This window comes from Alcanivorax hongdengensis A-11-3, from assembly GCF_000300995.1.
In the GTDB taxonomy this organism is placed as follows: domain Bacteria; phylum Pseudomonadota; class Gammaproteobacteria; order Pseudomonadales; family Alcanivoracaceae; genus Alcanivorax; species Alcanivorax hongdengensis.
Genome location: NZ_AMRJ01000014.1, coordinates 73005 through 85984 on the forward strand (window position 1 = coordinate 73005; position 12980 = coordinate 85984).

Annotated in this window: 12 protein-coding genes; 10 read left to right on the forward strand and 2 right to left on the reverse strand. The window is 61.7% G+C overall.

Going from position 1 to position 12980, the window contains the following annotated elements:
• The first annotated feature begins 3 nt into the window (after nt 1–3).
• The 3 genes from hisG to hisC all read left to right on the forward strand — a co-directional run bounded on the left by hisG (nt 4) and on the right by hisC (nt 3206).
• Entirely contained in the window at nt 4–648 is a 645-nt protein-coding gene (gene hisG / locus A11A3_RS10230; RefSeq protein WP_008929221.1) for an ATP phosphoribosyltransferase, read from the forward strand.
• Between the two features lie 141 nt (nt 649–789).
• The gene (gene hisD / locus A11A3_RS10235) at nt 790–2100 is read left to right on the forward strand and encodes a histidinol dehydrogenase (RefSeq protein WP_008929222.1); all 1311 of its coding nucleotides are present in this window, start codon (nt 790–792) and stop codon (nt 2098–2100) included.
• A gap of 17 nt (nt 2101–2117) precedes the next feature.
• Nucleotides 2118–3206: a histidinol-phosphate transaminase gene (gene hisC, locus A11A3_RS10240; RefSeq protein ID WP_008929223.1), complete on the forward strand. Its 1089-nt coding sequence runs from the start codon at nt 2118–2120 to the stop codon at nt 3204–3206.
• Nucleotides 3207–3232: 26 nt separating this feature from the next.
• Here the strand turns inward: hisC and A11A3_RS10245 are convergent, their stop codons facing one another.
• Nucleotides 3233–4378, reverse strand: a complete 1146-nt coding sequence (locus A11A3_RS10245) for a trypsin-like peptidase domain-containing protein (protein ID WP_008929224.1) — start codon at nt 4376–4378, stop codon at nt 3233–3235.
• A gap of 153 nt (nt 4379–4531) precedes the next feature.
• On the opposite strand from A11A3_RS10245, the gene A11A3_RS10250 reads away from it, so the two are divergent.
• The 3 genes from A11A3_RS10250 (at nt 4532) to sat (ending at nt 7527) form a co-directional block, all read left to right on the forward strand.
• A complete protein-coding gene (locus tag A11A3_RS10250) occupies nt 4532–5287 on the forward strand; it encodes a Nif3-like dinuclear metal center hexameric protein (protein WP_008929225.1) in 756 nt (251 codons plus the stop codon).
• Between the two features lie 34 nt (nt 5288–5321).
• Entirely contained in the window at nt 5322–6194 is an 873-nt protein-coding gene (locus tag A11A3_RS10255) for a diacylglycerol/lipid kinase family protein (protein ID WP_008929226.1), read from the forward strand.
• Nucleotides 6195–6312: 118 nt separating this feature from the next.
• Nucleotides 6313–7527 (forward strand): sulfate adenylyltransferase, encoded by a 1215-nt coding sequence (gene sat / locus A11A3_RS10260; protein ID WP_040297022.1) that lies wholly within the window; start codon nt 6313–6315, stop codon nt 7525–7527.
• A gap of 58 nt (nt 7528–7585) precedes the next feature.
• Here the strand turns inward: sat and A11A3_RS10265 are convergent, their stop codons facing one another.
• Nucleotides 7586–8116, reverse strand: coding sequence for a Z-ring associated ZapG family protein (locus A11A3_RS10265; protein ID WP_008929228.1), 531 nt, complete (start codon nt 8114–8116; stop codon nt 7586–7588).
• A 139-nt stretch (nt 8117–8255) separates the two neighbouring features.
• Here A11A3_RS10265 and A11A3_RS10270 point away from each other — a divergent pair, with 139 nt between their 5' ends.
• The 4 genes from A11A3_RS10270 (at nt 8256) to A11A3_RS10285 (ending at nt 12782) form a co-directional block, all read left to right on the forward strand.
• A complete protein-coding gene (locus A11A3_RS10270) occupies nt 8256–8888 on the forward strand; it encodes an alpha/beta hydrolase (RefSeq protein WP_008929229.1) in 633 nt (210 codons plus the stop codon).
• Between the two features lie 67 nt (nt 8889–8955).
• Nucleotides 8956–10038 carry a cell division protein ZapE gene (gene zapE / locus A11A3_RS10275; protein ID WP_008929230.1) on the forward strand — a complete coding sequence of 361 codons (1083 nt, stop codon included), beginning with the start codon at nt 8956–8958 and terminating at the stop codon, nt 10036–10038.
• A 123-nt stretch (nt 10039–10161) separates the two neighbouring features.
• Nucleotides 10162–11307, forward strand: coding sequence for an acyl-CoA dehydrogenase family protein (locus A11A3_RS10280; RefSeq protein ID WP_008929231.1), 1146 nt, complete (start codon nt 10162–10164; stop codon nt 11305–11307).
• Between the two features lie 206 nt (nt 11308–11513).
• Nucleotides 11514–12782, forward strand: a complete 1269-nt coding sequence (locus A11A3_RS10285) for an OmpP1/FadL family transporter (protein WP_008929232.1) — start codon at nt 11514–11516, stop codon at nt 12780–12782.
• The last annotated feature ends 198 nt before the right edge of the window (nt 12783–12980 follow it).

Below are 12980 nucleotides of genomic sequence, written 5' to 3' on the forward strand. Positions count from 1 at the left end.
ACCATGACCAAGCCGTTGACCATTGCCCTGTCCAAGGGCCGCATCCTCAAGGAAACCCTGCCGCTGCTGAAGACGGCGGGCATTGAGCTGCTGGAAGATCCGTCCGCCTCGCGCAAGCTGATCTTCGACACCACCCGTGATGACGTGAAGATCATCATCATCCGCGCCACCGACGTGCCGCCCTATGTGCAGCATGGCGCCGCGGATATCGGTGTGGCCGGCAAGGATGTGCTGATGGAGCACGGCGCCGATGGCATCTTCGAGCCGCTGGATCTGGACATCTCCCGCTGCAAGCTGATGGTGGCGGCGGTGAAGGACGCCCCGGACACCGGCAGCCGCCTGCGCGTGGCCACCAAGTTCGTCAATGTGGCCAAGCGCTACTTTGCCCAGCAGGGCAAGCAGGCGGAAGTGATCAAGCTCTACGGCGCCATGGAGCTGGCGCCGCTGGTGGGGCTGGCCGACCGTATCGTGGATATCGTCGACACCGGCAACACCCTGCGGGCCAACGGCCTGGAGCCCACCGAACTGATCGCCCATATTTCCTCGCGGGTGGTGGTCAACCGCGCCAGCATGAAAACCCGTCATGCCGATATCCAGGCGATCCTGGACAAGCTGGCCGAGGCGGTGGACGCGCGCAAGACGCAGTAATGAATTGATAATTGAGAATGGATAATTGATAACGGCGCGATCCATGTCGGGACTGTTCGTTATCAATTCTCAATTATCCATGATCAATGTCCCTGTGATCTCTGTGATAAAAATGACCCTCACTCTGCAATGGTGCCAAACATGGAAACCACCTGGCTGAATGCACAAGATGCCGATTTCGACGCCAAGCTGGCGGCGCTGACCGCCTGGTCCGAGGAGCGTGATGCGGAAGTGGCCGAGCGGGTCCATGGCATCGTTCGCGACGTGGCCAGCCGTGGCGATGCGGCGCTGGTGGAATACACCAACCGCTTTGACCGTCGTGATGTGCAGGATGCCGCTGAGCTGGTGATCGAGACGCCGCAATTGCAGGCGGCGCTGGCGCGTATCCCCACTGAACAGCGTGAGGCGCTGGAAGCGGCCGCCGGGCGGGTGCGTGCCTACCACGAAAAACAGAAGCAGGAATCCTGGCACTACCGCGAGGCCGACGGCACCCTGCTGGGCCAGCAGGTCACCCCGCTGGACCGCGCCGGTATCTACGTGCCCGGCGGCAAGGCGGCCTATCCCAGCTCGGTGCTGATGAATGCCCTGCCGGCCAAGGTGGCCGGGGTTGCGGAGATCATCATGGTGTCACCGGCCCCCGCTGGTGAGCTCAACGACATGGTGCTGGCGGCCGCCGCCATTGCCGGTGTGGATCGTTTCGTCTCCGTGGGCGGTGCCCAGGCGGTGGCGGCGCTGGCCTACGGCACCGAGACGGTGCCGGCGGTGGACAAGATTGTCGGCCCGGGCAATATCTATGTGGCCGAAGCCAAGCGGCAGGTGTTCGGCAAGGTGGGCATCGACATGATCGCCGGCCCGTCGGAGATTCTGGTGGTGTGCGATGGCAAGACCGACCCGGACTGGATCGCCATGGACCTGTTTTCCCAGGCGGAGCACGACGAGGAAGCCCAGGCCATCCTGCTGTGCCCGGATGAAGGCTTTCTCAAGCAGGTGGCCGAATCCATGGAGACACTGGCGGTGACCCTGGAGCGCGAAGCCATCATCCGCACCTCCATGAAAAATCGCGGCGCCCTGATTGCCGTGAAGGACCTGGATCAGGCCATCGACATCGCCAACACCATCGCCTCCGAGCACCTGGAGCTGTCGGTGGACGATGCCGAACAATGGGCGCAGAAGATCCGCCACGCCGGCGCTATCTTCCTGGGGCGCCATACCCCGGAAGCGCTGGGCGATTACTGCGCCGGCCCCAACCACGTGCTGCCCACCAGCGCCACGGCGCGTTTCTCCTCGCCGCTGGGGGTGTACGATTTCCAGAAGCGCAGCTCGCTGATCGGCTGCTCGCCGGCCGGCGCCAGCGACCTGGCCAGAATCGCCTCGCCGCTGGCCCGTGGTGAAAGCCTCACCGCCCACGCGCGCAGCGCGGAATTCAGGATCAACAAGGCGTCAGACGTCTGACGTCGGACGACAAGACTATGAGCCAATACTGGAGCGACTTTGTTCATCAGCTGGAGCCCTATGTGCCCGGCGAGCAGCCGACCATGAGCAAGCTGGTGAAACTCAACACCAACGAGCATCCGCTGGGCCCGTCGCCGAAGGTGATTGACGCCATCCGCGAGCAGGCCGATGAGCGCCTGCGTCTCTACCCGGACCCGGACAGCCGCCAGCTCAAGCAAGCCATTGCCGACTATTATTCGGGTGAGGGGTACGGCATACAGCGTGAGCAGGTGTTTGTCGGTAACGGCTCCGACGAGGTGCTGGCGCACCTGTTCCTGGGCTTTTTCAAGCAGGACAAGCCGCTGCTGTTCCCGGACATTACCTACAGCTTCTACAAGGTCTACTGCGGCCTCTACCAGATCGACTATCAGGCGGTGCCGCTGGATGACGAGCTGGCCATTGCCGTGGATGACTACCTCAAGCCCAACGGTGGCATCATCTTCCCCAACCCCAACGCGCCCACCGGGCGTTTGTTGCCGCTGGGCGAGATCGAGCGTTTGCTGCAGGCCAATACCGACTCACTGGTCGTCGTCGATGAGGCCTATATCGATTTTTCCAGTGACAGAAAGGGCGGCGACAGTGCCATTGCCCTGGTCAATCGCTACCCCAATCTACTGGTCACCCAGACCCTGTCCAAGTCCCGCTCCCTGGCCGGGCTGCGCATTGGTCTGGCGGTGGGCGATGCGGCGCTGATCGACGGCCTGAATCGCATCAAGGACAGTTTCAACTCCTATCCGCTGGATCGTCTGGCCATTGCCGCCGGCGTGGCCGCGTTCGAGGATCGGGCGTGGTTTGAAAAGGGCTGCACCCTGGTGATCGAGCAGCGTGACTGGCTGGCGACGCAGCTGGCCGAGCGCGGTTTCCAGAGCCTGCCGTCAGCGGCCAACTTCCTCTTCACCCGTCACCCGCAGCACAGCGGTGCCGCCCTGGCCGGTGGTCTGCGCGAGCAGGGCGTGATTGTGCGCCACTTCGGCAAGCCGGCGCGCATTGCTGATTACCTGCGCATTACCGTGGGGACTGCGGAGCAGAATCAGGCCCTGATCGCGGCACTGGATACTCTGCTTTAGGTCGCAGGGAAAGCGCAGACGGCGCGTTATTCGCCGCCGTCCTGCTGCGCGCTGGCGTCCTCTTCCCGGTCGTCATCGCGGGTCTTGGCCGGCGGGCGCGTGCCAATGGTCACGTCCGCGTCCACGGCCTTGCGATTGCGGATCAGGTTGAGGGTGGTTTCGGTGCCGGGCTTCATGCCGGCAATGCGGTTCATGGCCTCGTAGCCGTCGGCCATGGCCTGGCCATCAATGCCCACCAGCACATCGCCGGGTTGCAGGCCGGCCCGGTTGGCCGGGCTGTCCACGACCACCTCGGTGACCACGCCGCCGTGCACATTGTCCAGGCCAAAGGTTTCCGCCAGCGAGGGCGTCATGTCCTGCACGGTGACACCCAGGTAGCCGCGGATCACACGGCCATGCTTGATCAGGTCATCCATCACTTCCTTGGCAATGGACGCCGGCGTGGCGAAGCCGATGCCCTGCCAGTTGCCGTCGGCGGACAGGATGGCGGTGTTGATGCCGATCAGGTGGCCGCGGGTATCGATCAGGGCGCCGCCGGAGTTGCCGCGGTTAATGGCGGCGTCGGTCTGGATGAAATTCTCGAAGGTGGCAATGCCCAGGTGGCTGCGGCCGGTGGCGCTGACAATGCCCATGGATACGGTCTGGCCCACGCCCAGCGGGTTGCCAATGGCCAGCACCACATCGCCGACCTGCACCGGGCCGTCGCCGTTGAGCTCGATCTTGGGCAGCTTTTCCAGGGCAATCTGCAACAGGGCCAGGTCGGTTTCCGGGTCCGTGCCCACCACCCTTGCCGGGGCATCGCGGCCGTCGCGCAGGGCCACCAGAATCTCGTCCGCATCGCGGATCACGTGGTAACTGGTCAGCACATAGCCGTTGTCAGCGACGATGACGCCGGAGCCCAGGCTGCTGAGCGCGCGTTCGCGGCGCGGGCGCTCCATGAAGCGGTTGAACAGCGGGTCCTTGGAGACGTCTTTCTCGGTGGTGACGATCTGGGTGGTGTAAATATTGACCACCGCCGGGGCCGCCAGATTGACCGCATCGGCGTAGCTGTCCACCGCCGGGGACGGGCGGCTGTGGCTGGACTGCGGGCCCCACTGGTACCACCAGAGGGCCACCAGGCCCACGGCCAGGCCGGTCAGTACCGGTGCGGCAAGAAAGCGGATGAGTTTCATCACGGTAAGGTCACCCCCGGGGGTTATCGGTGTAGTGGTCGGAGTAGCGCTAACGGTGCGCGGGCCTTCCTGATGCGGCGCCGGCAAGACAAGATGCTGCTACCCCGGTTAAACTGCGCGCAATATTAGCAGATCAAAGCCCGAATGAGTGCCATGCTGAAGCGCGATGACATGCTGAAACTGCTCGACAACGAGCTCCAGACAGACCGTTTCCAGGATTACTGCCCCAACGGCCTGCACGTGGAGGGCCGTGAGCAGATTCGCCGTGTGGTCAGCGGGGTAACCGCCAGCCAGGCCCTGATTGAAGCGGCACTGGTGGAAGACGCGGATGCCATTCTGGTGCACCACGGCTACTTCTGGAAAGGCGAAGACCCGCGTGTGGCCGGCATGAAAAAGCAGCGTCTGCAGACCTTGCTGCGCCATGATCTCAATGTTTTCGCCTACCATCTGCCCCTGGATGCCCACCCGACCCTGGGTAACAATGCCCAGCTGGCCCGCCGTCTGGGGCTGAGCGTGGAGGGCGGTCTGGATGATGCACCCCGGCCCATCGGGAATATCGGCCGGCTGGATTCGCCCATGAGCGCGGCGGAGTTTGCCGCCCATGTGGAAGCGGTGCTGGGGCGCACCCCGGTGCATGTGGGCGACCCGGGCGATGAAATCGAAACCATCGGCTGGTGCACCGGTGCCGCCCAGGGGTTTATCGAAAAGGCCCAGCGGCTTGGGGTGGATGCCTACCTGAGTGGTGAAATCTCCGAGCCCACCGCCCATGTGGCTCGGGAAACCGGCATGCATTATTTTGCCTGTGGACACCACGCCACCGAGCGTTATGGTGTTCAGGCGCTGGGGGAATGGCTCAGCCAGCACCACGGCGTGGAGCACATCTTCATTGATATTGATAACCCGGCCTGACCGGGGACCGCAGTAACGAGGGTTTCCTTTCCTGATGAAAATCACCGTGATCTATAACCCGGCCGCCGGCGGTGGCCGGGAGGCTCTGTTGCGCCGCTTCGTGACGGAGCTGGAGGCGCTGGGCGGCAGCATTCGCCTGTATTACACCCAGGGGCCGGCGGATGCCACCCGTTACCTGCGTGCCCTGGAAGACCAGGGTGACTGCGTGGTGGCCGTGGGCGGTGATGGCACCACCAACGAGGTGATCAACGGGCTGGCCAGCGGCGTGGCTTTGGGCGTGTTCGCCACCGGCACCGCCAATGTGCTGGCCAAGGAGCTGTCGCTGCCGAAAAAACCGGAAGCCGCCGCCCGGGTGGTGATGGAAGGCAAAAGCGTGTCCATCTCCCCGGGCCTGCTCAATGGCCGGCGTTTTATCATGATGTGCGGTGTTGGCTATGACGCCTGGGTGGTGGACCGGGTCAATCTGCCCCTCAAGGAGCGCCTGGGCAAGGTGGCCTACGCTCTGTCCATGCTGTCCCAGATCCGTCGTTACGGCGAGCAGCGTTACCGGCTGGTGGTGGATGGCCGCCCGCTCGACTGTTTCTCGGCGGTGATTACCAATGGCCGCTTCTACGGTGGCAGCTTCATTCTCAGCAAACAGGCCAATATCGTGCGGCCCAAGCTGCAGGTGCTGCTGTTCCAGAAACCGGGGGTACGATTTTTGCTTGGCTGCCTCTGGGCGCTGCTTTTCGGGCGGATGGAATCGGTGGACGGCGTCACCAGTGTCAGTGCCGAACGCATTGAGATTCACTGCGATGGTGATGAGCCACTGCAGGCCGACGGTGACCCGGCCGGTCGGCTGCCGGCGGATATCGCCGTGGAAAGCGAGCCCATGCTGGTGCGGGTGCCGGCTGACATCGTGCTGTAATCCGGTTCAGGCATAAGCACCACACGTAATATTCTTAACAGTGTTGGAGACGGCGGCGGTTGCCGCCTATAATCCGCGCGCAAATTGACCACTAAGCAATGACCCCAAGGGAGTGATGATGTCACAACTGGTGAAACCCCATGGCAGCGATACGCTGAAAACCCTGCTGCTGGAAGGCGCAGAACTGGAACAGGCCAAGGCTGCCGCCCAGGATCTGCCCAAAGTTACCCTCAGCTCCCGTGAGCGCGGTGACCTGATCATGCTGGGTATCGGTGGCTTCACTCCCCTGGACGGCTTCATGGGCAAGGCCGACTGGCAGGGCGTGTGCGACAACATGGCACTGAGCAACGGCGTGTTCTGGCCGATCCCGATCACCCTGTCCACCGATGCGGCCACCGCTGACAGCCTCAGCGAAGGCCAGCAAGTGGCACTGGTGGACGAAGACGGTGAAATCATGGGCTCCATGACCGTCACCGAGAAGTACGGCATCGACAAGGCGCACGAGTGCGAGCAGGTCTTCAAGACCACCGACGACGAGCACCCGGGCGTGAAAATGGTCATGGCCCAGGGCGACGTGAACCTGGCCGGGCCGGTGAAGGTCTTCTCCCAGGGCGAGTTCCCCACCAAGTACGCGGGCATCTACATGACCCCGGCGGAAACCCGCGCCATGTTTGACCAGAAAGGCTGGAAAACCGTTGCCGCCTTCCAGACCCGTAACCCCATGCACCGCTCCCACGAGCACCTGGCCAAGATCGCCATCGAGATCTGCGACGGTGTCATGGTGCACTCCCTGCTGGGTAACCTGAAGCCCGGTGATATCCCGGCGGAAGTGCGTCAGGAAGCCATCGGCACCCTGGTCGACAAATACTTCGTCAAGAACACCGTGGTGCAGTCCGGCTACCCGCTGGACATGCGTTACGCCGGTCCCCGTGAAGCACTGCTGCATGCCCTGTTCCGTCAGAACTACGGCTGCTCTCACCTGATCGTGGGCCGTGACCATGCGGGTGTCGGTGACTACTACGGCCCGTTCGATGCCCACCACATCTTCGACGAAATCGCCGACGATGCGCTGATCACCCAGCCGCTGAAAATCGACTGGACCTTCTGGTGCAACAAGTGTGGCACCATGGCCTCCATGCGTACCTGCCCCCACGAAGCGGAAGATCGGGTACTGGTATCCGGTACCAAGTTGCGCAAGGCGCTCAGCGAAGGTGAGGAAGTGGCGGATAACTTCAGCCGCCCGGAAGTGCTGGATATCCTGCGCAAGTACTACGCCGGTCTGCAGGACCACGAGAAAGTGAAGGTGGAGCTGAAAGGCCATTCGGCCAAGTAACGCCGCCGGTTACGAAAAAGCCCCGCATTGCGGGGCTTTTTTATGGCCATCGAAAGGGTTATTTCTGTTTCTGTTCGTCGGTGGAGCAACCCTGGTCATCGCAGCCTTCGGCGTAGTCCCGGGGCGGTTCCACCATGCGGTCGGGGGTGCCGGTTTCGGCCACGTCCACCGGCGCAAAGGGGCCATCGTCGGGCTTGTTGAGGCCGAAATGCTCAGACAGGGTGCCCTTGGCCTTGGGGGCATAATCCAGCGGTTGGGAGAGCGGTGATTCCTGCTCGTCGGGAACCGCATCCAGGGATTTGGCTGCTGCCCGCTGGCGACCGCCTTCGGAGCACAGTGCCTTGGCGCCCATGGACAGATGCTCATGCACGGAGCGGTATGCCTGGGTCATGTCGTTGACCAGCTCCGCGGTGCGCAGAAAGTGATCATCGACCTGGTCGCGATAGTGGTTGAGGGCCTGGCGGGCCTCATCCCGGTCGCGCATCAGCTGGCCCGCCTGGCGTCGTGCCGGCAGCAGCCAAAACAGCAGGCCGGCGCCGATAATCACGCCGGCGGCAAAGCACAGCACCCCAGTTGTCAGTACATCCATGGCATACTCCTTGTGAAGGTTCCGCTGCAGGGCGGGAACCGGACTGCGGCTATTGCAGCACAGACCCGTACGGTCGCCAAGGGGCTGGGGGCTCCCGGCCGGTATTATCGGTAACAGGATGCAACATCAGGAGGCAGCCATGACATCGCAACGCCAGCAACTGCAGGGACCGGCCGGGGAGCTGGAAATGGTGCTGGAGCAGGGCAGCGAGGCGCCGTCATTCGTGGCGATCATCTGTCATCCCCATCCGCTGTTTGGTGGCACCATGGACAATAAGGTGGTGACCACGCTCAGCCGCCTGGCCCGCGACCAGGGCGCGGCGGTGGTGCGCTTCAATTTTCGCGGGGTGGGCCACAGCCAGGGGGCCTACAGCGATGGCATCGGCGAAACCGAGGACCTGCTGGCGGTGCATGCCTGGCTCACCCACCAGTATCCGGGCCTGCCGCTGTGGCTGGCAGGCTTTTCCTTTGGCAGCTTTGTTGCCGCCCGGGGAGCCCAGATTCTGCATGACAACGGCATGGCCGCCCGCGAACTGCTGCTGGTGGCGCCGCCGGTGCACCATTATGATTTTCAGGCGCTGGAAAATACCGGTTGCCCGGTGACCGTGGTACAGGGTGACGATGACGAGGTGGTGCCCGCCGAGCAGGTGTTTGACTGGGCCGCCGCCACGGCTCTGAAACCGGAGCTGATTCGCTTTCCCGCCAGCGGCCACTTTTTCCATGGCAAACTGGTCGACCTGAAGGAAGTGGCGGCCTTGCACTTGCCGATATGACGAGAGTTGTCAGGCGCCGGACCCGGCGCTACATTGGCCCGCCCAACAGGCCCAAGAAACCATGACTATGACCCCGCTTGAGCAATACCAGGCTGACTTGCAGCGCGATGATTTCTTCCAGGACCCGGCCCAGCTGCGCGCCGTCGAGGCACTGGACGACCTGTATCACCGTTTGCTCAAGTCACCGGGCAATGGCGGGTTGTTCCGGCGTTTTCGCAAGCCCGAACCCCAAAAGGGCCTGTACATGTGGGGGGGCGTGGGCCGCGGCAAGACCTACCTGATGGATGTGTTCTTCCATACCCTGCCGTTCCCGGAAAAGCGCCGCATGCACTTTCACCGCTTCATGCAGAAGGTGCACCAGGAAATGCGCGAACGTCAGGGCGAGAAGAACCCCTTGATCAGCATTGCCCGCAAGTTCGCCAGCCAGTACCGGGTGCTGTGCTTTGACGAGTTCTTTGTTACCGATATCACCGATGCCATGATTCTCGCCGGCCTGATGCAGGAGCTGTTCGATCAGGGCGTCAGCCTGGTGGCCACCTCCAATATCGCCCCGGACGGCCTCTACAAGGACGGCCTGCAACGGGCCCGCTTCCTGCCCGCCATCGAGCTGCTGAAAATCCACACCCAGGTGCTCAACGTGGACGGTGGCAATGACTACCGGCTGCGCCTGCTGGAACAGGCCGAGCTGTATCGTTGCCCGCTGGGCAAGGATGCCGACGCCTTTATCCGCGAGCGCTTCCATGCCCTGGAGCCGGATCACAGCCGCCACCGCGAGCACGGCAACGTGATGATCGAGGGCCGCAAGATCGCCACCGTCAAATGCGCCGACGATGTGGTGTGGTTCGATTTCCGTGCCCTGTGTGACGGCCCCCGCAGCCAGACTGATTACATCGAAATCGCCCGGGAGTTCCACACCGTGCTGGTTTCCAATGTGGAGCAGATGGGCGCTGGCAAGGACGACATGGCCCGCCGTTTCATCAACATGGTGGACGAGTTCTACGACCGGGCGGTAAAGCTGGTGGTAACCGCAGAGACGCCCATCGAGGATATCTATGCCGGCGGCCGGCTGGATTTCGAATTCGAGCGCACCCGGTCGCGGCTGCTGGAGATGCAATCTTCCGACTATCTGGGGCGTGAGCACCTGGCCTGAAATTGACCGCCGGCAAATCCGCTGAGCAATTTGGTCATTGCCTGATGTCAGGGTCGCTGCACATCATTGGGCCCTTTCGCGCCGCCAGGACGGTGCAGTCAGTTGCATAGACCGGAGAGAGTCATGATCCCGCGTACCCTGTTCAGTTCCGACCACGAAACCTTCCGTGATACCGTTCGCAAGTTCCTTGAAGCCGAGGCGGTGCCGTTCAACGAGCAATGGGAAAAAGAGGGCGTTGTGCCCCGCGAGGTGTGGCTGAAAGCCGGGGAACAGGGCTTTCTGTGCCCCATGGTCAAGGAGCAGTACGGCGGCATCGAGGCGGACTTCCTCTACAGTGTGGTCATCAACGAGGAAATCTCCCGCCTGGGCCTGACCGGCATTGGCTGGGGGCTGCACACCGAAATCGTGGCGCCCTACATCCAGAACAACGGCAGTGAATTCCTGAAAGAGAAATACCTGCCGAAAATGGTGACCGGCGAGTGTATCGGCGCCATCGCCATGACCGAGCCGGGCGCCGGCTCTGATCTGCAGGGCGTAAAGACCACCGCCGTGAAGCAGGGCGACCATTATGTCCTGAACGGTTCCAAGACCTTCATCACCAACGGTCAGAACGCCGACATCGTTATCGTGGTGGCCAAGACCGACCCGAGCAAGGGCGCCAAGGGCATCAGCCTGTTCGTGGTGGAAACCGCCTCCGAAGGCTTCGAAAAGGGCACCAACCTGAAGAAGGTCGGTATGAAGGCCCAGGACACCTCCGAGTTGTTCTTCCAGGACGTGAAGGTGCCGGCGGAAAACCTGCTGGGCGAAGAGGGCATGGGCTTCATCTACCTGATGAAGGAGCTGCCCCAGGAGCGTCTGGGTATCTCCATCGGTGGCCTGGCCATGGCCGAGTCCGCCCTGCAGCAGACCATTGACTACGTGAAAGAGCGCAAGGCGTTTGGCCGGTCCATCGCCGACTTCCAGAACACCCAGTTCAAGATTGCCGAGATGCACACCAAGCTGGAGGTGGCTCGCGCTTACGTGGACCGTTGCCTGGAACTGCACCTGAAAGGAGAGCTGGATATTCCCACCGCCGCCGCCGGCAAGTACTACATTACCGACCTGCAGTGCGAGGTGATCGACGAGTGCCTGCAGCTGCATGGTGGCTACGGTTACATGTGGGAATACCCGATTGCCCGCATGTTCGCCGATTCCCGTGTGCAACGAATTTACGGGGGCACCAACGAGATCATGAAAACCATCGTGGCCAAGGCCGTGCTGGCGGACTGACTGCCAGCAACGCTATACAAAAAGGGGCCCTTTTGTGGCCCCTTTTTTGTGTCTGTCGCACTGAGTCACACCTCTTTTGTGTGAATGGCTGATGGGTTCATTCTGTGTTTGCTGTTATTTGCCGCTTTTGTGTATAAGAGAGAGGCGTGATCAAAAAAACGTCATCTGGATGACGTCTTTCTTTAGTGAGGAAGAGGGAGAGAGCAATGAAAATGAAAACACATGCGCTACTTATCGGTTCCGCCATTTCCCTGGCCGCCGGCCAGGCCATGGCTACCGGCTTTGCGGTCAGTGAACAATCGGTATCGGCTCAGGGCACCGCCTACGCTGGTGCCGCCGCGCTGAGTGAAAACGCCTCCAACCAGTGGTTCAACCCGGCTACCCTGGCCGGCCTGAAAAAAGCAGAGATTACCGCCGCGGTTCAGCAGGTCATCATTGATACCAGTTTCAAGAGTAACGGCGCATCTGGGCCGGGTGATTTCAAGGATCTGGATCCCGTGGTGGGCAGTGCCTTCCTGGCTTTGCCGCTCAGCGACATGATGACCTTTGGTCTGGGTATCAATGCGCCTTTCGGTACCAAGATCGAATATGAAGATAACTGGGGTAATGTGGCCACCGATGGCTTGGCGGCCCTGTCGCCGACCACCGGTGACCGTTATGCCACCATGTCCGATCTCAAGACCTACAACGTTAACCCGGCCCTGGGTATCCAGGTAACCGATAACCTGAACGTGGGCGTGGGGCTCAGCTATCAGCGTATCGACGCGGATATCGAAAGTGCCTTTACCCGCCTGGAAGGTGACGACGATTCCTATGGCTGGAATATCGGTCTGACCTTCGATGCCGATGACAATAACCACTTTGGTCTGGCCTACCGCTCCAAGGTGGAATACGACATCGATGGCGATATCACTTTCTCCCCCCTGCCGTTGATTGCCCAGGGAACACCGCCGGCAACAGCCAATGCGCTGGCCGGCAAGTACAACGGCAGTACCTCGCTGGATATGCCGGCCTCTGCACAATTCTCCTACGCCGGGGACCTGTCTGACCGAACGCAGATCCTGTTTGGTGTGGAATGGATGGAGTGGAGCAGCCTGGACAAACTGGTCATCAAGCATGATGGAGCGCCGATTCCGAGCCCGGTTGTTCAGGAGTTCGACTGGGGCAATACCACCCGTTATTCCGCAGGTGTACGCCATACCCTGGCCAGCGATACCGTGCTGCGCTTCGGTGTCTACAAGGAAGACTCCACCCAGAACAGCGACAACCGTTCTCCCACGTCACCGGACTCCGACAAGATCGGTGTGAGCCTGGGCGCGGGCTTCAACCCCACGGACAATATGACCGTGGATGTGGTCTATTCCCACCTGTTTGTGGATGACGCTGATACCAACCTGACCGAGCGGGGTGTGCTCAATGGTAGCTATGAACTGGATGCCGATGTCATCGGTGCCCAGCTGAGCTATCGTTTCTGATTGTTAGTATGCAGAAGGCGGGCTACGGCCCGCCTTTTTTTTGGTTCATCGCGGAATTCCGGGAAACTAATGTTCCTCAGCCCAGGTTTCGCCTGTAGGCGAGTCACTTCTTTGTGCTGCGACAAAGAAGTCACCAAGAAAGCGCACCCTCATCGGCAGCCCGGCATAGCCGGGTCCCCACTGCAGAGATTCCGTGCT

Coding starts and splice junctions, on each gene's coding strand:
- sat (WP_040297022.1), top strand. CDS start 6,313: ATGTCACAACTGGTGAAACCCCATGGCAGCGATACGCTGAAAACCCTG.
- A11A3_RS10270 (WP_008929229.1), top strand. CDS start 8,256: ATGACATCGCAACGCCAGCAACTGCAGGGACCGGCCGGGGAGCTGGAA.
- A11A3_RS10250 (WP_008929225.1), top strand. CDS start 4,532: ATGCTGAAGCGCGATGACATGCTGAAACTGCTCGACAACGAGCTCCAG.
- A11A3_RS10265 (WP_008929228.1), bottom strand. CDS start 8,116: ATGGATGTACTGACAACTGGGGTGCTGTGCTTTGCCGCCGGCGTGATT.
- hisG (WP_008929221.1), top strand. CDS start 4: ATGACCAAGCCGTTGACCATTGCCCTGTCCAAGGGCCGCATCCTCAAG.
- hisC (WP_008929223.1), top strand. CDS start 2,118: ATGAGCCAATACTGGAGCGACTTTGTTCATCAGCTGGAGCCCTATGTG.
- A11A3_RS10255 (WP_008929226.1), top strand. CDS start 5,322: ATGAAAATCACCGTGATCTATAACCCGGCCGCCGGCGGTGGCCGGGAG.
- hisD (WP_008929222.1), top strand. CDS start 790: ATGGAAACCACCTGGCTGAATGCACAAGATGCCGATTTCGACGCCAAG.
- zapE (WP_008929230.1), top strand. CDS start 8,956: ATGACCCCGCTTGAGCAATACCAGGCTGACTTGCAGCGCGATGATTTC.
- A11A3_RS10280 (WP_008929231.1), top strand. CDS start 10,162: ATGATCCCGCGTACCCTGTTCAGTTCCGACCACGAAACCTTCCGTGAT.
- A11A3_RS10285 (WP_008929232.1), top strand. CDS start 11,514: ATGAAAATGAAAACACATGCGCTACTTATCGGTTCCGCCATTTCCCTG.
- A11A3_RS10245 (WP_008929224.1), bottom strand. CDS start 4,378: ATGAAACTCATCCGCTTTCTTGCCGCACCGGTACTGACCGGCCTGGCC.